Source organism: Ruegeria sp. CH5 (assembly GCF_056537025.1).
This window is the reverse complement of the sequence record NZ_JBQFQT010000005.1, coordinates 276,354-293,865: the sequence shown is the minus strand read 5'-3', so window position 1 is coordinate 293,865 and position 17,512 is coordinate 276,354. Positions and strand designations below refer to the sequence as shown.

General features: G+C 62.0%; 23 protein-coding genes. 17 read left to right on the top strand and 6 right to left on the bottom strand.

All coding sequences use genetic code 11. The annotated features are described in order from the left end of the window. Positions 1-33 precede the first annotated feature (33 nt). Both ACR0JC_RS16390 and ACR0JC_RS16385 read right to left on the bottom strand, forming a co-directional pair. The gene (locus ACR0JC_RS16390) at positions 34-1,353 is read right to left on the bottom strand and encodes an MFS transporter (protein ID WP_170343145.1); all 1,320 of its coding nucleotides are present in this window, start codon (positions 1,351-1,353) and stop codon (positions 34-36) included. Then, the gene (locus ACR0JC_RS16385) at positions 1,353-1,607 is read right to left on the bottom strand and encodes a metal-sensing transcriptional repressor (RefSeq protein WP_170343144.1); all 255 of its coding nucleotides are present in this window, start codon (positions 1,605-1,607) and stop codon (positions 1,353-1,355) included. The genes ACR0JC_RS16390 and ACR0JC_RS16385 overlap by 1 nt, the downstream gene beginning before the upstream one ends. Before the next feature lie 132 nt (positions 1,608-1,739). Here ACR0JC_RS16385 and ACR0JC_RS16380 point away from each other — a divergent pair, with 132 nt between their 5' ends. From ACR0JC_RS16380 to ptsN, 7 genes are all read left to right on the top strand, one after another. Then, the gene (locus ACR0JC_RS16380) at positions 1,740-2,354 is read left to right on the top strand and encodes a ribonuclease D (RefSeq protein ID WP_170343143.1); all 615 of its coding nucleotides are present in this window, start codon (positions 1,740-1,742) and stop codon (positions 2,352-2,354) included. Then, the gene (locus ACR0JC_RS16375; protein WP_170343142.1) at positions 2,351-3,319 is read left to right on the top strand and encodes a KpsF/GutQ family sugar-phosphate isomerase; all 969 of its coding nucleotides are present in this window, start codon (positions 2,351-2,353) and stop codon (positions 3,317-3,319) included. The genes ACR0JC_RS16380 and ACR0JC_RS16375 overlap by 4 nt, the downstream gene beginning before the upstream one ends. Before the next feature lie 12 nt (positions 3,320-3,331). Continuing rightward, positions 3,332-3,931, top strand: a complete 600-nt coding sequence (lptC, locus tag ACR0JC_RS16370; protein ID WP_170343141.1) for an LPS export ABC transporter periplasmic protein LptC — start codon at positions 3,332-3,334, stop codon at positions 3,929-3,931. 39 nt (positions 3,932-3,970) lie between these two features. Continuing rightward, a complete protein-coding gene (locus ACR0JC_RS16365; protein WP_170342617.1) occupies positions 3,971-4,426 on the top strand; it encodes an LptA/OstA family protein in 456 nt (151 codons plus the stop codon). Next, positions 4,426-5,184, top strand: coding sequence for an LPS export ABC transporter ATP-binding protein (lptB, locus tag ACR0JC_RS16360; protein WP_093963638.1), 759 nt, complete (start codon positions 4,426-4,428; stop codon positions 5,182-5,184). The genes ACR0JC_RS16365 and lptB overlap by 1 nt, the downstream gene beginning before the upstream one ends. A gap of 252 nt (positions 5,185-5,436) precedes the next feature. After that, positions 5,437-6,000: a ribosome hibernation-promoting factor, HPF/YfiA family gene (gene hpf, locus ACR0JC_RS16355; protein WP_170342438.1), complete on the top strand. Its 564-nt coding sequence runs from the start codon at positions 5,437-5,439 to the stop codon at positions 5,998-6,000. Between the two features lie 56 nt (positions 6,001-6,056). After that, positions 6,057-6,521, top strand: a complete 465-nt coding sequence (gene ptsN / locus ACR0JC_RS16350; protein WP_170343139.1) for a PTS IIA-like nitrogen regulatory protein PtsN — start codon at positions 6,057-6,059, stop codon at positions 6,519-6,521. Between the two features lie 59 nt (positions 6,522-6,580). Here the strand turns inward: ptsN and dalA are convergent, their stop codons facing one another. Beyond that, complete coding sequence (gene dalA, locus ACR0JC_RS16345) at positions 6,581-7,099, bottom strand: divisome-associated lipoprotein DalA (RefSeq protein ID WP_093963636.1); 519 nt, start codon at positions 7,097-7,099, stop codon at positions 6,581-6,583. A 169-nt stretch (positions 7,100-7,268) separates the two neighbouring features. Here dalA and ACR0JC_RS16340 point away from each other — a divergent pair, with 169 nt between their 5' ends. Together ACR0JC_RS16340 and ACR0JC_RS16335 are read left to right on the top strand one after the other, a co-directional pair. Beyond that, the gene (locus ACR0JC_RS16340; RefSeq protein ID WP_170343138.1) at positions 7,269-7,868 is read left to right on the top strand and encodes a L,D-transpeptidase; all 600 of its coding nucleotides are present in this window, start codon (positions 7,269-7,271) and stop codon (positions 7,866-7,868) included. Between the two features lie 138 nt (positions 7,869-8,006). Next, complete coding sequence (locus ACR0JC_RS16335; RefSeq protein WP_005979327.1) at positions 8,007-8,189, top strand: hypothetical protein; 183 nt, start codon at positions 8,007-8,009, stop codon at positions 8,187-8,189. Between the two features lie 74 nt (positions 8,190-8,263). Here ACR0JC_RS16335 and hemH read toward each other — a convergent pair whose 3' ends face one another. Together hemH and ACR0JC_RS16325 are read right to left on the bottom strand one after the other, a co-directional pair. After that, positions 8,264-9,313, bottom strand: coding sequence for a ferrochelatase (gene hemH, locus ACR0JC_RS16330; protein WP_170343137.1), 1,050 nt, complete (start codon positions 9,311-9,313; stop codon positions 8,264-8,266). 55 nt (positions 9,314-9,368) lie between these two features. After that, positions 9,369-10,199 (bottom strand): methyltransferase domain-containing protein, encoded by an 831-nt coding sequence (locus ACR0JC_RS16325; protein WP_170343136.1) that lies wholly within the window; start codon positions 10,197-10,199, stop codon positions 9,369-9,371. A gap of 40 nt (positions 10,200-10,239) precedes the next feature. Here ACR0JC_RS16325 and ACR0JC_RS16320 point away from each other — a divergent pair, with 40 nt between their 5' ends. The 4 genes from ACR0JC_RS16320 to ACR0JC_RS16305 are packed head-to-tail and all read left to right on the top strand — an operon-like array spanning position 10,240 to position 12,524. Next, entirely contained in the window at positions 10,240-10,944 is a 705-nt protein-coding gene (locus ACR0JC_RS16320; protein WP_367647319.1) for a double zinc ribbon domain-containing protein, read from the top strand. A gap of 37 nt (positions 10,945-10,981) precedes the next feature. Next, a complete protein-coding gene (grxC, locus tag ACR0JC_RS16315) occupies positions 10,982-11,239 on the top strand; it encodes a glutaredoxin 3 (protein ID WP_170342430.1) in 258 nt (85 codons plus the stop codon). Continuing rightward, positions 11,239-12,069, top strand: coding sequence for a carbon-nitrogen hydrolase family protein (locus ACR0JC_RS16310; RefSeq protein ID WP_170343134.1), 831 nt, complete (start codon positions 11,239-11,241; stop codon positions 12,067-12,069). The genes grxC and ACR0JC_RS16310 overlap by 1 nt, the downstream gene beginning before the upstream one ends. Before the next feature lie 14 nt (positions 12,070-12,083). Continuing rightward, a complete protein-coding gene (locus ACR0JC_RS16305; protein ID WP_170343133.1) occupies positions 12,084-12,524 on the top strand; it encodes a MarR family winged helix-turn-helix transcriptional regulator in 441 nt (146 codons plus the stop codon). Between the two features lie 3 nt (positions 12,525-12,527). Here the strand turns inward: ACR0JC_RS16305 and ubiG are convergent, their stop codons facing one another. Next, positions 12,528-13,274 carry a bifunctional 2-polyprenyl-6-hydroxyphenol methylase/3-demethylubiquinol 3-O-methyltransferase UbiG gene (gene ubiG, locus ACR0JC_RS16300; protein ID WP_170343132.1) on the bottom strand — a complete coding sequence of 249 codons (747 nt, stop codon included), beginning with the start codon at positions 13,272-13,274 and terminating at the stop codon, positions 12,528-12,530. A gap of 48 nt (positions 13,275-13,322) precedes the next feature. On the opposite strand from ubiG, the gene pip reads away from it, so the two are divergent. From pip to nusA, 4 genes are all read left to right on the top strand, one after another. After that, a complete protein-coding gene (gene pip, locus ACR0JC_RS16295) occupies positions 13,323-14,300 on the top strand; it encodes a prolyl aminopeptidase (protein ID WP_170343131.1) in 978 nt (325 codons plus the stop codon). Then, a complete protein-coding gene (locus ACR0JC_RS16290; RefSeq protein ID WP_170343130.1) occupies positions 14,297-15,118 on the top strand; it encodes an ABC transporter substrate-binding protein in 822 nt (273 codons plus the stop codon). Before pip ends, ACR0JC_RS16290 begins: the two co-directional genes overlap by 4 nt. Positions 15,119-15,300: 182 nt before the next feature. Beyond that, positions 15,301-15,891: a ribosome maturation factor RimP gene (gene rimP / locus ACR0JC_RS16285; protein WP_170343129.1), complete on the top strand. Its 591-nt coding sequence runs from the start codon at positions 15,301-15,303 to the stop codon at positions 15,889-15,891. Beyond that, entirely contained in the window at positions 15,891-17,510 is a 1,620-nt protein-coding gene (gene nusA, locus ACR0JC_RS16280) for a transcription termination factor NusA (RefSeq protein WP_093963624.1), read from the top strand. Before rimP ends, nusA begins: the two co-directional genes overlap by 1 nt. Positions 17,511-17,512: the final 2 nt, after the last annotated feature.

Below are 17,512 nucleotides of genomic sequence, written 5' to 3'. Positions count from 1 at the left end.
TGGTTCGGGTGTATGCCAGTTTGGCGCCTGCGCTCAAGGCTGATGCGGGTATCGGGGGTGAAGGTCGTCGATGATGATCGGGTGGGCGTGCTCTGCCGATCCGGACAGGTGCGGATGGTCGACCGGCAGGTCCGGATGCTGGTGGATGACCGCGCCCGGCTCGGCGCGAGGCCATGCCAACAGAGCTCCGACCAGACCGCACAGTGACAGAACGGTCAACAAAGCCATGGCCACTGTCGCACCGAACGCTGTCATGACCCATCCGGCCAGCGGGTAGAGAACCAACCAGCAGGCATGCGACAGGGTGAATTGGGCGGCGAAGACGGCCGGACGGTCTTCGGCGTGGGCCGACCGGGTCAGCAGGCGCCCCGACGGGGTCAGGGTTGCCGAGTATCCGAAGCCGACCAGTGCCCAGATTGCGGACAGCCCGGCAAGGCTCATGGGTACAGCTGCAGACAGGATCGCAGCAAACGCCATGGCCGCGGTGGCAATTGTCGCACCCGTCAGCATCACTTTGCGGTCCTCGAACCGCCGCAAAACCGCCGGCAAGACAAATGCCGCCAGCATGGACCCGCTCCCAAATCCGGCCAGCGCGATGGCCACGGCACTGTCGGACAACCCCAGGCTTGCACGCACGATGACGACGGTATTGACCAGGACCATCGCGCTGAGCGCTGCGGCGCTCCAACTCAAAGCCAGCAACCCCCGAAGGCGCGGTGTGGCCAGATAGATCCGCAGACCGCGGGTTGTGCGGTCGAAGATCCCGCGCGACCGGACGGGCGTGGGTGAGGGAAGGGCAACCGACATGACCAACAAGGCCGAGGCGACAAAACCGAGGCTTGTTCCCAGAAACAGGCTGTCGAAGCTGACGAAGATCAGAAGGAACGCAGCCAGCATCGGGCTCACCAGACTTTCCAGATCATAGGCCAGGCGCGACAGCGACAGCGCCTTGGTATAGTCCTGCTGGTCGGTCAGAACGTCTGGTATCGTGGCTTGGAACGCCGGGGTGAACCCGGCTGAGGCAGATTGCAGAACGAAGATCAGAACGTAGACCTGCCAGATGTCGGTCACGAACGGCAGGCACAGGGCCACTGCGGCGCGGACGAGGTCCAGCGTCACAAGGAGTTTTCGTCGGTTCAGCCGTTCCGCAAAGGCCGCCGCCACCGGCGCGACCGAAACATAGGCAACCATCTTTATCGTCAGTGCCGTACCCAGAACCAGGGCCGCAGAGCTACCAGCCAGATCGTAGGCCAGAAGCCCCAGGGCCACCGTGGCAAGACCGGTGCCCGTCAAGGCCACGATTTGCGCAGCAAGCAGGTGACGATAGACCCGGTTTTGCAGAACGCTCAGCATCACAGGTACTTGGTGATGGCCTTGAAGGCGTCGACCGAGTCGGCGTCGCCCGAAGCAAGGCAATGGTCGACATGATCATGGATCAGTGTCCGCTTGGCATTCGTGATCGCCTTTTCCACGGCGAAAAGCTGCTGAGCGATGTCCGGACAGGGCTCCTGGTCGTCCAGCATTGCGATGACCTTGGCCAGATGCCCATGTGCGCGTTTCAGGCGCGCGATGATCTGCGGGTGAGTTGAATGCTTGTGAGGGTTCATGCATTAACCCTATCCCCCCCATGGGGATACATCAAGCCTGCCGGAGATCAATCGCGGCATCGGTCCGGATGGCGTTGAGTTTGCAGGCCAAACACCCTATTTCGGGGACGATACCGAACGAAGGAAACACGTGTGGCGAACCATCTGTACAAGAACGACCTGCCCGATGGGCTGGATCTGGGCCCGATCGTGGCCATTGATTGTGAGACCATGGGTCTCAACCCGCACCGGGATCGCCTGTGCGTGATTCAGATGTCCGGGGGTGACGGCGATTGCCATATCGTGCAGGTCGAAAAGGGCCAAACCTCGGCGCCGAACCTGAGTGCCATGCTGGAAAACCCGGATGTGCTGAAGCTGTTTCATTTCGGGCGGTTCGACATTGCCGCGATGTATCATGCCTTCGGGGCGTTGGCCGCTCCGGTGTATTGCACCAAGATCGCCAGCCGCCTTGTGCGCACCTATACCGATCGTCATGGTCTCAAGAACCTGTGTCAGGAGTTGCTGGGCGTCGATATCTCGAAACAGCAACAGATGAGCGACTGGGGTGCCGAGACCCTGACCGAGGCCCAACTGGATTATGCGGCCTCCGACGTCCTGTATCTGCACCGTCTGCGTGATGCCTTGAACGCGCGGCTGGCGCGTGAAGGGCGCACCGAGATGGCGCAGGCCTGTTTTGACTTCCTGCCGATGCGTGCCAGACTGGATCTGGCCGGATGGCCTGAAACGGATATTTTTGCGCACTCATGACAGACAATGAATCCTTTCTGAAGGTTGCCCGTCAGGTAATCACCGACGAAGCCCGGGCGTTGGATGTTTTGGCCGACAGCCTTGACGACCGATTTGCCGAAGCCGTTCAGCTGATCCTGCAGGCCACTGGGCGGATCATCATCAGCGGCATCGGCAAGTCGGGACACATCGGCCACAAGATCGCCGCAACCCTGGCCAGCACCGGCACGCCGGCCTATTTCGTTCATCCGGCCGAGGCCAGCCACGGCGACCTGGGGATGGTGTCGAAAGGAGACGTGGTTCTGGCGATCTCCAATTCGGGCGAGGCGCCGGAACTGGCCAATCTTCTGGCCTTTACCCGGCGGTTCGGCATCCCTTTAATCGGCCTGTCCAGCAAGCCCGAAAGCTCGTTGATGAAACAGGCGGACGTGCATTTGCTGATCCCCTCTCTGGGCGAGGCTTGCGGTTATGGGATGGTGCCGTCGATTTCGACCACGCTGACGCTGGCCATGGGCGATGCGCTGGCGATTGCGCTGATGAAATATCGTGACTTCAAACCAGAGGATTTCCGCGCCTTCCATCCGGGCGGCAAACTGGGCGCGCAGCTGAGCGCCGTACGCGATCTGATGCACAGTGGCGATGCGGTGCCGCTGGTTTCTGCCGACACACCGATGAGCGACGCGTTGATCGAGATCAGCCAGAAAGGCTTTGGCGTGGTCGGGGTGACGGACGCGGATGGCAAGCTTGCCGGCATCATCACCGACGGCGACCTGCGGCGCCACATGGAGGGGCTGCTGAACAATACCGCCGCTCAGGTCATGACCCGCAATCCGACCACGATCGCACCGGAGTCGCTGGCCGAAGAAGCCGTGGCGATCATGAACGGGCGCAAGATCACCTCGTTGTTCGTCGTCGACCCCGAACAGCCGGGATTGGCGCAGGGCCTTCTGCATATTCACGATTGCCTGCGCGTCGGGCTGGGCTGACAGGAGGCGCAGGTGGACCGCTATTCCCGAATGGTGCAGTTCCTGAAGGTTCTGTTGCCGCTGGCGGCGATCCTGCTGCTGTCCACGGTATTCCTGCTGTCGCGCAGCATCGAAACCAACGTCTCGGGTCCGTTCACCCAGCAGGATATCGACGAACGGCTTGAGGGGCAGCTTGTAACCCGCCCGAACTATAGGGGGACCACCCGCAAGGGCGAAGATGTCCAGGTCGAGGCGGTGCGGGCCAGCCAGGGAACTGCCGACAGCGATCCAAGAGCAACCGAATTCCGTGGCCGGTTCGGCCTGCTGAACGGTGGGGTGATCACGCTGGACTCCGACTCGGGGTCGATCCGACCGGACAAGGCGACGGCCACCTTCACGGGGGACGTGGTGATCACTACCACGGACGGTATCCGGGTGACGACAGACCTGTTGAATACTTCATTGGATGAGATCCGGGGCGATACGCCAGGTCAGGTGCAGGGAACGGGACCAATCGGCAATTTCTCGGCCGGGCGGATGACATTCGGCGCTGAAAAAGACGGTGGACCGGTCCATATTCTTTTTACAGATGGCGTTAAGCTGTTATATGAGCCGAAAAAAGCCGAAAGATAGACTGTGTTTGATTTTCGTTTCGTCCTCGTTTGTTTCGCCCTGGCCGTGGGTTCGGTGCCAGCGTCCGCGCAGGAAGCGCAGGTGGCCTTTGGGTCTGTGAAGGCCGATCCCAGTCTGCCGGTCGAAGTGACATCCGAGACACTGAACGTCAATCAAGAGGACGGTTCGGCCGAGTTTCTTGGCAACGTCATTGTCGTGCAGGGCGAAATGCGCCTGTCCGCCGGTCGCGTGCTGGTGATCTACAACCAGGATCGGTCGGGGATCGAACGCATGGAGGCGTCGGAAAACGTCGTGCTTGTCAGCCCGCCGGATGCCGCCGAAGGGGATTGGGCGGAATACACCATCGACTCGGGTGTGATCGTGATGAAGGGCAACGTTCTGCTGACGCAGGGGCCCAGCACGATCAGCGGCGACCAGATGATTGCGAACCTGACCAGCGGAACCGCGACCATGTCGGGGCGGGTCAAGACGATCCTTCAGCAGGGCGGCAATTGATGGCGGGCCCGCAACTGTCCGTTGCCGAAGGGTCTCAGGGTCTGAAGATTCAGAAACTGCGCAAATCCTATCGCAAAAAGACCGTGATCCGGGACGTGTCGATGACGCTGGACCGGTCCGAGGTCGTGGCGTTGCTAGGGCCGAACGGCTCGGGCAAGACGACCACGTTCTATTCCGTTGCCGGGCTGGTGTTCCCCGAGGCCGGAACGGTCACGTTGGACGGTCAGAATGTGACCACGCTGCCGATGTATCGCCGGGCGCGCATGGGCATTGGGTATCTGCCGCAGGAAATGTCGATCTTTCGCGGCTTGAGTGTCGAGGACAATATCTCGGCCGTGCTCGACATTGCGGTGAAGCATGTGCACCGCCGCAAGGAACGTCTGGAAGAGCTGCTTTCGGATTTTTCGATCGAGCATTTGCGGCGGGCGCCTGCCCTTGCATTGTCGGGCGGTGAGCGCCGTCGCGTCGAGATAGCCCGCTGTCTGGCCGCCGACCCCAAGTACCTGCTGCTGGACGAGCCATTTGCCGGCGTCGACCCGATCAGCGTGGGCGATATCCGGCATCTGGTGGCGGATCTGAAAAAGCGTGGAATCGGCGTACTGATCACCGACCACAACGTGCGGGAAACGCTGGAAATTGTGGACCGCGCCTATATCCTGCACGACGGGCAGGTGCTGATGTCCGGATCGCCCGACGAGGTGGTGGAAAACGAAAATGTCCGCCGCGTGTATTTGGGTGAAAACTTCAAGATTTCATAGGCTTAGCTGTGATTGCGCCAGGCGCATGACAGAATTCGCGTATATACACTCCTGTTTTGATTGACTCTTCTGCCGCCTCTTGGCTCAATTGGGACATGGCATTTTCGCGGTTCCAGACTGGATCTCGATCTCCCTTCTCCGAAGGGCCCTACCGAGGACAACCGCGAAACATGTCTCTACCCCCCACCCGATAAAAACAAGCATGTCACCTGACGTGACGTCATAATGGGTGTGAATTGTGAAGGAGATCACATGCGTTACCAAATCAGCGGCAAACAGATCGACATTGGTGCAGCCTTGCAGACACACGTGCAGGACGCATTGGGCGAGGTCGTGAGCAAATATGCTCAGCGACCGACGGATGCCAACGTCGTCTTTTCCCGTTCAGCGCATGAGTATGTGTGCGAAACCACCATACATATGTCCACGGGCCTGACAGCCCAGGCCAAGGCACATGCAACCGAAATCTATGCAGCATTCGAGGCGTGCTGCGAAAAGATGGAGAAACAGCTGCGTCGCTACAAGCGTCGCCTCAAGGACCACCATCGTGAACGGGCTCAGCCGGTTGAACTCTTCGGAGCGTCATCTTATATCCTCGCCTCGAACGAATCGGACGTGGCCGACGAACCCGACTCATTGCAGCCCATCATCGTGGCTGAGATGGAAACCAAGATCCCATCGTTGAGTGTCGGCGAAGCTGTCATGCAAATGGAATTGGCCGGCGCCCCGGTGCTGGTGTTCAGGAATGAAAACAAGGACGGATTGAACGTCGTGTATCGCCGGGATGACGGCAATATCGGCTGGATCGATCCGTAACAGGCAAGAATTGGGCGGGGCCCCCGGATTTTGGGGGCGTCGCCGTGGAGCAAAACATGGATTTGTCGAGCATACTGAAGCCCGAAGCGGTGCGCGTGCTATCTGCAGCGTCCAGCAAAAAACGGTTGTTTCAGGAAATCGGTGACGTCGCCGCGGGCGCACTCGGACTTGATCCGCAGACCATCGTAGACTGCCTGCTGGAGCGGGAAAGCCTTGGGCCGACCGGCGTTGGCCATGGTGTTGCCCTGCCACACGCCCGTTTGTCCGAGATCGACTCGGTTGCCGGCGTGTTCGTCATGCTGGAAAAGCCCATCGACTTCGGATCGGTCGACCGTCAGCCCGTGGATCTGGCCTTTGCGCTGTTCGCCCCGGAAGACGCCGGTGTCGAGCACCTCAAGGCCTTGGCGCTGGTATCGCGCACGCTGCGCGACGGCGCGGTCTGCTCGAAGCTTCGGGCCAACCCGGATCCGGTCAAGCTGTATGCGATCCTGACCACAGCCCAGTCCATGCAAGCTGCCTGAGACCTGTTAGAAAGAAAAAGCCCCCGGTTTTCGGGGGCTTTTTTCGTCTGGGGCCATGCTTAACCGCCGGTTCCCATCTCGAGCGTCCACCAGATCTTCCCGCCGTTTTCCTGGTGCCATGCAAACCCCATCTGGGTTGCTTGCGGGTCCATGATCACCGATCGCGGACCCGGTTCCTGCATCCACGCGGCCAGGGTTTCGGTTTCGGTCTCGTAGGTCTCGGAAATCGCTTCACCCAGGAAACGCCCCGCATAACCGGCACGGGCCACCCGGTCGAGCGGCGAAGATCCGTCCGAGCCGAAATGCCAGGGCCGGTTCTGCCGCGACATGTCCTTGGCGTGCGTCGCCGCCGCTGCGTTCAACTGCGCGTTCAACTGCACCGACTGCAGTCCCGACGCCTGCCGCAGGGCGTTTACGGAATCAAGCATGCGGAACTGCAGTTTTTCGGGATTTCCCCGGATCTTGTAGGCTTTGGGCAGCGGGCGCCCATCCGCACCAAGGGTTGAAGTGCCGCTCACGTCGGTACATGCCGCCAGCGCGACAAGGCAAATCAAGAGCAGGGAAAAAATGCGCGTCATGATGAGTCCGGTTTGCTTGTTTCCAATTGGCAATACCCTGCCAGCGGCCCATGAGCAAAGGCTCAAATGCACGAACCCGCATGATTCTGCCGGTTTGATTTGCGACTGAAGCATTCTGGCAATAACATAGAGCGGATTCTTGCACATCTTTCGCAGAGGACCTGTCACCATGGTCAAGAAACGCGTTTTCTCTTCGTCCCGCCGCGGATTCCTCGCAGGCGCATCGTCTTTGCTCGCCAGCCCGGCGATCGCCCAATACATCCCGGGCGACCCATTGCGCCCTGCACCCGATCCTGAACCGGCCGTTCGCCGCAACGTGTCGGGGTTCAAGGCGCAGCAGTGGCAGCCCTACTTCTCGAACACCCGGAACGGGGCGATTCTGGTCGACACCGTTTCCCGCGCTTTGCACTACTGGTCGGAAGACCAAACCGTCTACAAGCTGTACCCGTCGTCGGTTCCGCTGACCGAAGAACTGACCCGCCGCGGTCGCACAAGTGTCATCCGCAAGGTCGAAGGGCCCAGCTGGTCGCCGACGCCGTCGATGAAGAAAAGAAACCCGGAATGGCCGGATTACATCCCTCCGGGGCCCGATAACCCGCTGGGAACGCACGCGTTGTATCTCAGCTGGAAGTATTACCGGATCCACGGAACCCACGATACGCGGAAAATCGGCCGCCGGTCGTCGAACGGGTGCATCGGGTTGTTCAACGAGAACATCGCAGAGCTGTACGCCATGGCGAAGGTCGGGACGCAAGTGTTGCTAATTTGACGACATTTTCGCGCGCCAACCCGCTTGCACTGCAAGTTGCAATTGCATTCGTTCTGCTTTGCTGATTAGAAAAAACCACGAGGTAAGTCTTAGGTGTGTGGTTCCGCAATTGGGATCGCGCAAACTCTGGAGGTTAATATGAAGAAACTTGTACTCGCTGCTGCACTGACCGCTGCTGCTTCGACCGCATATGCTGGCAACCTGGAAGAGCCGGTTGTTGAGGCACCTGTTGTCGTCGAAGAAACCCAGGGCTCGTCGCAGGGCATCATCCTGCCGCTGATCCTGCTGGTCGTTGTTGCCGCAGCTGTTGCCGCAGGCTAAGTCCAACGGACTATGACAAAAAAGAAAGGCGGTGGATCTCCACCGCCTTTTTTCGTGCTTGTTTCCGGGCCGGTTCAGTCCAGCCAGCCTTTGAGGTTGTCCTCGACAACCTTGCCCAAGGCCGCGATATGCGCGTCCTCGTCGTTGAGGCAGGGAATGTAGGTAAAGCTTTCGCCGCCGGCGTGCTCAAAGCTTTCGCGGATCTCTTCGTTGATCTCTTCCAGCGTTTCAATGCAGTCCGACGAAAATGCCGGGGCGATGACGGCTATGTTCTTTTTGCCCTGCCGAGCCAGTTCCGCGACATGGTCGACAGTGTAGGGCTTCAGCCATTCCTCGGGCCCGAATCGTGACTGGAAGGTGGTCACCAGTTGATCATCCGCCCAGCCCAGCCGTTCTTTCAGCAGGCGTGACGTCTTGGCGCACTGGCAGTGGTACGGATCACCCTGCATCAGATAGCGTTCCGGCATGCCGTGATAGGAGCACACCAAAACGTCCGGCTTGGTCTCCATCGCGGCATAGGCCGTCTCGACCGACTGCGCGAGGGCGTCGATATAGGCCGGCTCGTCGAAATAGGCGGGCACCGTGCGGCTGGCGGGCTGCCAGGCCTCGTCCATCAGTGCGCGAAAGAACTGGTCGTTCGCGGTGGCGGTCGTAGCGCCGGCATATTGCGGATAGAGCGGGAAGAACAGGATGCGGTCGCAGCCCTCGGCCACCATCTGGCGGACCTTCGACTTGGTCGAGGGGTTTCCGTAACGCATGCAGAAATCCACCATGACCTTGTCGCCATACCGGTCCTGCATCGCCGCACGCATCTTGCCGGTCTGGTCCTTGGTGATGGTCATCAGCGGGCTTTCGCCCTTGTCGTGGTTCCAGATCGACTTGTACGCAGCGCCCGAGCTGAAGGGACGTTTGGTCAGGATGATGGCCTGCAGGATCGGCTGCCATTTCCAGGCCGGATAGTCGATCACCCGCCGGTCGGACAGGAACTCGTTCAGATAGCGGCGCATCGGCCAATAGCTGTAGTCGTCCGGGGTGCCGAGATTGGCCAGAAGAACGCCGACGCGGCCCATCTTCACTTTTGGGTGGTCTGCCGGAGCGTGTTCCGGGCGGGTGGCATCGAACATGGTGAGCTTCCTGAATTCTGGTTTAGAGGCTGAAATAATCGGTTCGGTCAGCGGGTCAATCGGACAGTTTGCCTTCTTTCGTGCCAAGGGCGTCGGCCAGTCTCATCTGGGCCGAGCCAGGGCGCAACGGCTTGGGCTGGCTGGCATCCGGCGCCCAGCCCGTCAGGCAGATCAGCTCGAACGTGGCACTCAGCCGGCCTTCGGGAGATGTGAAATGCGCGGCGTAAATCTCTTGGGCCCGGGAAAAGACCGCGCGGCGCGACGGGTGTTTCAACCGCTGGGTCATGGCGTTGGTTTCACCCATCGCGCGCAGGTCCCGCATCAGGTGCCACAGGTCGCGATACGTCGCCGTCAGGGGCACTTTGTCCGCAACAGGCAATGCAAAACCCGCACGCTGCAGCAGCGCGCCAAGATCTCGCAACTCGGCCATCGGCGCGACACGGGGGCTGAGACCGCCGGTCACCTCGACCTCGGCCTGACCCAGCGCGGCCCGCAATTCGTATAGCGTTTCACCGCCCAGACACACCACCAACAACAACCCGTCGGGCTGCAGCGCGCGGGCACATTGGATCAGCTGTCCCACCGGATCGTTGGCCCAATGCAGGGCCATCGCATGGACCACCAGATCATGCGCAGCGGGTTTGAGGTCCAGCACATCGGCATCGGCCACGACCCGGGCGCCCGGCAGGACCGGCGCCCAAATCTCGGGGTAGGGGGCTACGATCGCTGGCGCAGTAAAGGATTTGTTAACCATGGAAAGGCGATCCTGCACCTCGTCCATGGCGGCGTGGTGCAGAAAAAGGGCTTCGTCGCTGATCCGCGCGCGGTGTGCCGCAAGCGCTTTGCGATCGAACAGCGAGGGTGCATTGGGTGCTGGCAAATCCATAAGCCGCAATTATCGCATATGGCAGCGGATTCAAACCGCGATCGAGGTCGTGTATCCGCCACGCTGCATCGGCTGCGGCGAGATGGCGGCCTCGGATTTCGGCCTGTGCGGGCCGTGCTGGCGCGAGACCCCGTTCATCGGCGGGACGGTCTGCCACAGTTGCGGTGCGCCGGTGCCTGGCAGCGATGATGGTCACCGAATCGACTGCGACGATTGTTTGCGCCGCCCACAACCGTGGGCCGAGGGGCGCGCGGCATTGCTGTATCAGGGACGGGCGCGGTCACTGGTTCTGGCCCTGAAGTACGGGGATCGTTCCGAACTGGCAAAACCTGCGGCGCGTTGGATGGCGCAGGCCGGTCGCACCCTGTTTCGACCGGATACGGTGATCGCCCCGGTGCCGCTGCATTGGTCGCGGCTGCTGAAGCGCCGATACAACCAGTCCGCTCTTTTGTCGCTCCAACTGGGAAAGGAGGCGGGCCTGCCGGTCTGTCCGGATCTGTTGATACGCAAGCGGCGTACCCCACCGCTGGAAGGCAAAACGGCGGCCGAGCGTGCGGATACGCTGCGCGATGCGATCACATTGCATCCGCGCCGCGGTCAAGTTCTGCGCGGGCGGTCTGTTCTGCTGGTGGATGATGTCATGACGTCGGGCGCGACGTTGGCGGCCTGTAGCCGGGCCTGCCAAGCGGCCGGGGCGGCTGATATTTCCGTGTTGGTACTGGCGCGCGTTGCCAAGGATGCCTAATTCCCCCTAGATTGCGCGAAATCCAAGGGAACGGACCATGAAACCGGTTGTCATCTATACCTCGCCGCTGTGCGGCTTTTGCCACGCGGCCAAACGGCTGCTGAACCAGAAAGGCGTCGCCTTCGAGGAAATCGACGTTTTGATGAACCCCAAACGCAAGCCCGAGATGATCCAGCGGGCGGGCGGACGGCGCACGGTGCCGCAGATCTTCATCGGTGACACCCATGTCGGTGGCTGCGACGACCTGTACGAACTCGAACAGGCCGGCAAGCTGGACCCGCTTTTGGCCGCCTGATGAGAACCGCCCTGCTGCAGATCACCTCGTCGGACGACCCGGCCGCGAACCTGGACATGGTGCGCGCCATGATGGCCGAGGCCGCGGGCCAGGGCGCGAGGTTCATCCTGACGCCCGAGGTCACCAACTGCGTCTCGACCAGCGGAACGCGCCAGCGCGAGGTGTTGCAGCACGAGGAAGACGACATCACCCTGGCAGGCCTGCGCGAACAGGCGGCGGAATTGGGCGTGTGGCTGCTGATCGGATCGCTGGGGCTGAAGACACATGACGCCGACGGGCGGTTCGCCAACCGGTCCTTCATGATCGACCCGCAGGGCGGGATCGTCGCGCGCTATGACAAAATCCATATGTTCGACGTGCAGGTCACCGAGACCGAGACCTTTCGCGAATCGGCCAGCTATCGCCCCGGGTCGCGGGCGGTGATCGCCGAGACCGCCTTCGGCAAGGTCGGCATGACCATCTGCTATGACATCCGGTTCCCGCATCTGCACGCCGCGCTGGCACAGGGCGGGGCCACGATCCTTACGGTTCCGGCAGCGTTTTCTCCGGTGACCGGCGCGGCCCATTGGGAGCCGCTGCTGCGCGCCCGCGCAATCGAGACTGGCTGTTGGGTCATTGCCCCCGCGCAGACCGGAGAACACCCCAAGACCCGGGGCAAGACGCGCCATACCTACGGGCACAGCATGGTTGTATCGCCCTGGGGCGAGGTGCTGATCGACGCAGGCACTCAGACCGGCATTCACTTTTTTGATCTGGATGATAGGTCTGTTACAGAGGCACGGCGGCGCGTGCCGTCCTTGACACATATTCGCCCGTTCGACGGGCCCTGATCCAGAACCGGGTAATGACTGACGAAACCAACGCCCTTGCGGTCGCGCTGTTCAGCGAGATTCTGACCGCGGACCAATTGCTGCGGAACCGGCTGAGCCGGGTGCTGCCCAAGGGCATGGAAATCTCGCATTTCTCGGTGCTGAACCACCTGGTGTTCGTGGGGGGCGAGCGGACGCCTGCCCAACTGGCCAGCACATTCCACGTGACGCGCGGGGCGATGACCAACACCTTGGCCAAGCTGGAATGGGCCGGATACATCCACATCCGCCCCGATTGGGACGATGCCCGCCGCAAGATGGTGGCGATCAGCCCGGCCGGCCGCCGGGCGCGCGATCAGGCGATCTCGGCCATCGCACCTCTGATCAACCGGGTCGTGGGCGAGCTGGGCCTTGAGCGTGTGCGCACGACCCTGCCGGTTCTGCGCGACCTGCGCATGAAGCTGGAAGAGGAATAGGCCTCAGCCCGGCTTCACGCTGGCGGTGACGTAGTTCACGCTCAGGTCCCGGTCCGAGATCGACCAGCTCCAGGTGATCGGGTTGAAGACGAATCCCTTGCGGTCCACCGGGTCTAGACCGGCCTGGCGCAGCAGGTCGAACAGCTCGTCCGGGGTGATGAATTTGGACCATTCATGCGTGCCGCGCGGCAGCCAGCGCATGACGACCTCGGCCCCGAAAATCGCCATCGCATAGGATTTCGGGTTGCGGTTGATGGTCGAACAGATTTCCAGCCCGCCGGGTTTCAACAGCTGTTGCGTGGCGGTCAGATAGGCCAGCGGGTCGGCCACATGCTCGACCACCTCCATGTTCAGGACCACGTCGAACTGCTCGCCCGCGTCGGCCATCGCCTCGGCGGTGGTGTGGCGATAGTCGATCTGCAGGCCGGATTGCTCGGCATGGATGCGGGCCACGGGCAGGTTGCGCTCGGCCGCGTCGGCGCCCACGACCTCGGCGCCCAGCCGCGCCATCGGCTCGCTCAGCAACCCGCCGCCGCAGCCGATATCCAGCAGGCGCAGGCCCGCGAACGGTTTAGCCGCCGTCAGGTCCCGGTCAAATTCGCCCGCGATCTGCTGTGTGATATAGTCCAGACGGCACGGATTGAGCATGTGCAGAGGTTTGAATTTCCCGTGCGGGTCCCACCATTCGGCGGCCATGGCCTCGAATTTTGCGATCTCGGACGGGTCAACCGTGTTCGGATGCGCTTGCATTCCTGTCTCCGTGTGCTCTTTTACGCTGTAGGACTATATAGGGCCATAATGGACAAGTACCCGGACCAAAAGCGCGCAGTGCAATATCTTTACCCGCCGGTCGATCCGTTCGACCAGCGCGTGGTGGATATGGGCGACGGGCACCGCATCTATGTGGAACAATGCGGCAATCCCGACGGGATTCCCGTGGTGGTTCTGCATGGCGGCCCCGGCGGCGGCTGCAGCCCGGCCATGCGGCGTTATTTCGACCCCGAGGTCTACCGGGTGATTCTGTTCGACCAGCGCGGCTGCGGCCGGTCGCGGCCCACGGCCTCGGTCGAGAACAACACGACCTGGCACCTGGTGGCCGATATCGAGCGTCTGCGGAAACTGTTCGAGATCGACGACTGGATCGTGTTCGGCGGCAGCTGGGGCGCCACGCTGGCGCTGATCTATACCCAAACCCATCCCGACCGGGTGACCCGCCTGGTTCTGCGCGGCGTGTTTCTGGCAACGCAGGCGGAACTCGACTGGTTCTATGGCGGCGGGGCCGGCAAGTTCTGGCCCGAACAATGGGCGCGCTTCACCTCGCTGCTGCGCGACTCGGAACTGTCCGACACCATCGGCGCCTACAACAAGCGGCTGTTTTCGGGCGATCGCGCGACCGAAATCCTGTACGCCCGCGCCTGGTCGCACTGGGAAAACGCGCTGGCCTCGATCCACACGAACGGGGCCGTCGGTGAAAGCCCCGGCGAATACGCGCGCACCTTCGCGCGGCTCGAGAATCACTATTTCATCAACAAGGCGTTTCTGGAATATGACGGCCAGATTCTGGATCAGATGGACCGGATCGCACATATCCCTGGCCATATCGTGCAAGGCCGGTACGACATGATCTGCCCCCCGCAGGCGGCCTGGAACCTGGCCGAGAAGTGGCCCGAGGCCGAGCTGAAGATGGTGCGGCAGGCCGGTCACGCCCTGTCGGAGCCCGGGATCAGTGCCGAACTTGTGCGCATCATGGACCGAACCGCGCAGGAGGTGGCATGACCCGCATCGACCGCCGTGCCCTGTTCACCTCGGGTGCCGCCGCAGCCCTGCTGGCCGCGACGGGGGCCTCGCTGGCGGATACGCCGAAATCGGGCGGCGTGCTGCGCATCGCCGTACCGCGTGACGACAGCCTGGATCGGCTGGCCCGGGGTGCGGTGTTCGACACCCTGACCGAGATCGCGCCGGACGGCACTCTGCGCGGCGAGCTGGCGACCGCCTGGCAGACCGATTCCGAAGCCCGGGTCTGGACCTTCGACCTGCGTGCCGATGCGGTGTTTCACGACGGTGCGGCGCTGACGGCCGGGGATGTTCTGGCGGTCCTGTCCGAGGTCGGGCGCGCCGAAGCGCTGGCGCCGGACCGCATCCGGATCGAACTGGCCGAGGCCAATCCCGGCCTGCCGTTCCTGCTGGCCGATACCCGGTTCGTCATTACCCGCGACGGGCAAAGCGTTTCTCCGCTGCAGCAGGCGAACGGCACCGGGTGCTACCGGGTCGAACGGGCCGAAGACGGTCGCCATTTCCGCGGCCGCCGGGTCGCGGGCCACTACAAGGATGGCCAGGCCGGCTGGCTGGAGGCGGTCGACATCATCGTTATCCCCGACCCGGCCGTGCGGGCCGAGGCGCTGCGTGACCGCTATGTGGACGTGTCGGTGCTGCCGGCGGCTCAAGGGCTGCGCGGTCTGGGTGGCGTGCGGTTCTTCCCCAACGAATCAGATATGTCGCTGGCAATCTCCGGCACCGTGGGTCTGCCACGCCGGATCGGGCGGGGCGCGCCGTTGGACGATGGGCGCATCGCGGAACGCTGGTGGATGGCCTGAGACCGACCTGAAAACTGACGCGGATTGTCCGTTGGTTGACGGCAGGGGTTGCAGACTCGGGGCGTCCTGCGTATATGCAGTTGCAACAGCGGCGTGTCGGACTTCTGGTCCGAGGCTCCACCGGAAAATTCGACGGGCCGCGCGCCCGTTTTTTTGTGCCCGATTGAAGGGTAGTGCACCATATGACAAACGACCTGATAGCCAAGGCGGCGATCGACCGACGACTGGCCGAGATCATCACTCCGGTGATCGAGGATCTGGGGTACGAGCTGGTCCGCATCCGCCTGATGAGCGGCAAGCAGACTACGCTGCAGATCATGGCCGACAAGCCCGATGGCGGCATCGAGGTGGATGATTGCGCCGAGATCTCGAACGCGGTCAGCGCCACGCTGGACGTCGAGGACCCGATCCTCGACGCCTATACGCTCGAGGTGTCCAGCCCTGGCATCGACCGCCCGCTGACGCGGCTGAAGGACTTCGAGATGTTCGAGGGCTACGAGGCCAAGCTGGAAACCACCGAACTGATCGACGGCCGCCGCCGCTTCAAAGGGGAACTGGCCGGTGTCGAAGGGGATGAGGTTCTGATCAACATCCCCAACGGCGAAGATACCGTGACAATCGGTCTGCAATTCGACTGGCTGAGCGATGCCAAGCTGGTCCTGACTGATGACCTGATCAAGGAAATGTTGCGCCAGCGCAAGGATGCCGGCGCCCTGAACGAAAACGCTTTCGACGAGATTGAGACCGAAGGGTCCGAAGAGGAGACGAACTGATGGCAATCACCTCAGCAAACCAGCTTGAGCTGTTGCAGACCGCCGAGGCCGTGGCCCGCGAAAAGATGATCGACCCCGGTCTGGTCGTCGAAGCGATGGAGGAATCGCTCGCCCGTGCCGCCAAGAGCCGCTACGGCGCGGAAATGGACATCCGTGTGTCCATCGACCGCAAGACCGGCAAGGCGACCTTTACCCGGGTCCGCACCGTGGTCGCGGATGACGAGCTTGAGAACTATCAGGCCGAGATGACCGTCGAGCAGGCCAAGCAATACATGGAATCGCCCGAGATCGGTGATGTATTCGTGGAAGAGGTCCCGCCGGTGGAAATGGGCCGGATCGCGGCTCAGTCGGCCAAGCAGGTGATCCTGCAGAAGGTTCGTGAGGCCGAGCGTGACCGCCAGTACGAAGACTTCAAGGATCGTGTCGGCACCATCATCAACGGCGCCGTCAAGCGCGAGGAATTCGGCAACGTGATCGTCGATCTGGGTGGGGCCGAGGCTGTTCTGCGCCGCAACGACAAGATCGGTCGCGAAAGCTATCGCCCCAATGACCGGGTGCGCGCCTACATCAAGGAAGTGCGCCGCGAAACGCGTGGTCACCAGATCTTCCTGTCGCGCACGGCGCCCGAGTTCATGGCCGAGCTGTTCAAGATGGAAGTGCCGGAAATCTATGACGGCATCATCGAGGTCAAGGCCGTGGCCCGTGATCCCGGTTCGCGTGCCAAGATCGCGGTCATCTCGTATGACAACTCGATCGATCCCGTCGGCGCCTGCGTTGGTATGCGCGGCAGCCGCGTGCAGGCCGTCGTGAACGAGCTGCAGGGCGAAAAGATCGACATCATCCCGTGGAACGAAGACCAGCCGACCTTCCTGGTGAACGCGCTGCAGCCCGCCGAGGTTTCCAAGGTGGTTCTTGACGAGGAAGCCGGCAAGATCGAAGTCGTCGTGCCCGAGGAACAGCTGTCTCTGGCGATCGGTCGTCGTGGTCAGAACGTGCGTCTGGCCAGCCAGCTGACCGGTCTGGACATCGACATCATGACCGAGGCCGAAGAATCGGCGCGCCGTCAGAAGGAGTTCGAAGCCCGCACGCAGCTGTTCATGGACAGCCTGGACCTGGACGAATTCTTTGCCCAGCTGCTGGTCTCGGAAGGGTTCACCAACCTGGAAGAAGTGGCCTATGTCGAGCTGGACGAACTGCTGGTGATCGATGGCGTCGATGAAGGCACTGCAAACGAGCTGCAGGCCCGTGCGCGCGAATTCCTTGAGGCACAGGCCAAGGCGGCGCTGGACAGCGCCCGCAGCCTGGGTGCCGAGGACAGCCTTATTGAATTTGAGGGTCTGACACCCCAAATGGTTGAGGCGCTTGCCAAGGACGGCGTCAAGACGCTGGAAGACTTTGCAACCTGCGCTGACTGGGAACTGGCCGGAGGCTGGACCACGGTTGATGGCCAGCGGGTCAAGGATGACGGTATTCTCGAACCCTTTGGCGTGACGCTGGAAGAGGCACAGGATCTGGTGATGACCGCCCGGGTCATGCTGGGCTGGGTCGACCCCGCCGATCTGGAGCAGCCCGAGGCAGACGTCGAGGACGAAGCAGCAGACGAGGAGGCCGAGGCCTGATT

Bases quoted from the DNA above. Each gene is read 5' to 3' on its own strand.
- ACR0JC_RS16390 (WP_170343145.1), bottom strand. From the start codon at position 1,353: ATGCTGAGCGTTCTGCAAAACCGGGTCTATCGTCACCTGCTTGCTGCG.
- ACR0JC_RS16385 (WP_170343144.1), bottom strand. From the start codon at position 1,607: ATGAACCCTCACAAGCATTCAACTCACCCGCAGATCATCGCGCGCCTG.
- ACR0JC_RS16375 (WP_170343142.1), top strand. From the start codon at position 2,351: ATGACAGACAATGAATCCTTTCTGAAGGTTGCCCGTCAGGTAATCACC.
- lptB (WP_093963638.1), top strand. From the start codon at position 4,426: ATGGCGGGCCCGCAACTGTCCGTTGCCGAAGGGTCTCAGGGTCTGAAG.
- hpf (WP_170342438.1), top strand. From the start codon at position 5,437: ATGCGTTACCAAATCAGCGGCAAACAGATCGACATTGGTGCAGCCTTG.
- ptsN (WP_170343139.1), top strand. From the start codon at position 6,057: ATGGATTTGTCGAGCATACTGAAGCCCGAAGCGGTGCGCGTGCTATCT.
- dalA (WP_093963636.1), bottom strand. From the start codon at position 7,099: ATGACGCGCATTTTTTCCCTGCTCTTGATTTGCCTTGTCGCGCTGGCG.
- ACR0JC_RS16340 (WP_170343138.1), top strand. From the start codon at position 7,269: ATGGTCAAGAAACGCGTTTTCTCTTCGTCCCGCCGCGGATTCCTCGCA.
- ACR0JC_RS16335 (WP_005979327.1), top strand. From the start codon at position 8,007: ATGAAGAAACTTGTACTCGCTGCTGCACTGACCGCTGCTGCTTCGACC.
- hemH (WP_170343137.1), bottom strand. From the start codon at position 9,313: ATGTTCGATGCCACCCGCCCGGAACACGCTCCGGCAGACCACCCAAAA.
- ACR0JC_RS16325 (WP_170343136.1), bottom strand. From the start codon at position 10,199: ATGGATTTGCCAGCACCCAATGCACCCTCGCTGTTCGATCGCAAAGCG.
- grxC (WP_170342430.1), top strand. From the start codon at position 10,982: ATGAAACCGGTTGTCATCTATACCTCGCCGCTGTGCGGCTTTTGCCAC.
- ACR0JC_RS16310 (WP_170343134.1), top strand. From the start codon at position 11,239: ATGAGAACCGCCCTGCTGCAGATCACCTCGTCGGACGACCCGGCCGCG.
- ACR0JC_RS16305 (WP_170343133.1), top strand. From the start codon at position 12,084: ATGACTGACGAAACCAACGCCCTTGCGGTCGCGCTGTTCAGCGAGATT.
- ubiG (WP_170343132.1), bottom strand. From the start codon at position 13,274: ATGCAAGCGCATCCGAACACGGTTGACCCGTCCGAGATCGCAAAATTC.
- pip (WP_170343131.1), top strand. From the start codon at position 13,323: ATGGACAAGTACCCGGACCAAAAGCGCGCAGTGCAATATCTTTACCCG.
- ACR0JC_RS16290 (WP_170343130.1), top strand. From the start codon at position 14,297: ATGACCCGCATCGACCGCCGTGCCCTGTTCACCTCGGGTGCCGCCGCA.
- rimP (WP_170343129.1), top strand. From the start codon at position 15,301: ATGACAAACGACCTGATAGCCAAGGCGGCGATCGACCGACGACTGGCC.
- nusA (WP_093963624.1), top strand. From the start codon at position 15,891: ATGGCAATCACCTCAGCAAACCAGCTTGAGCTGTTGCAGACCGCCGAG.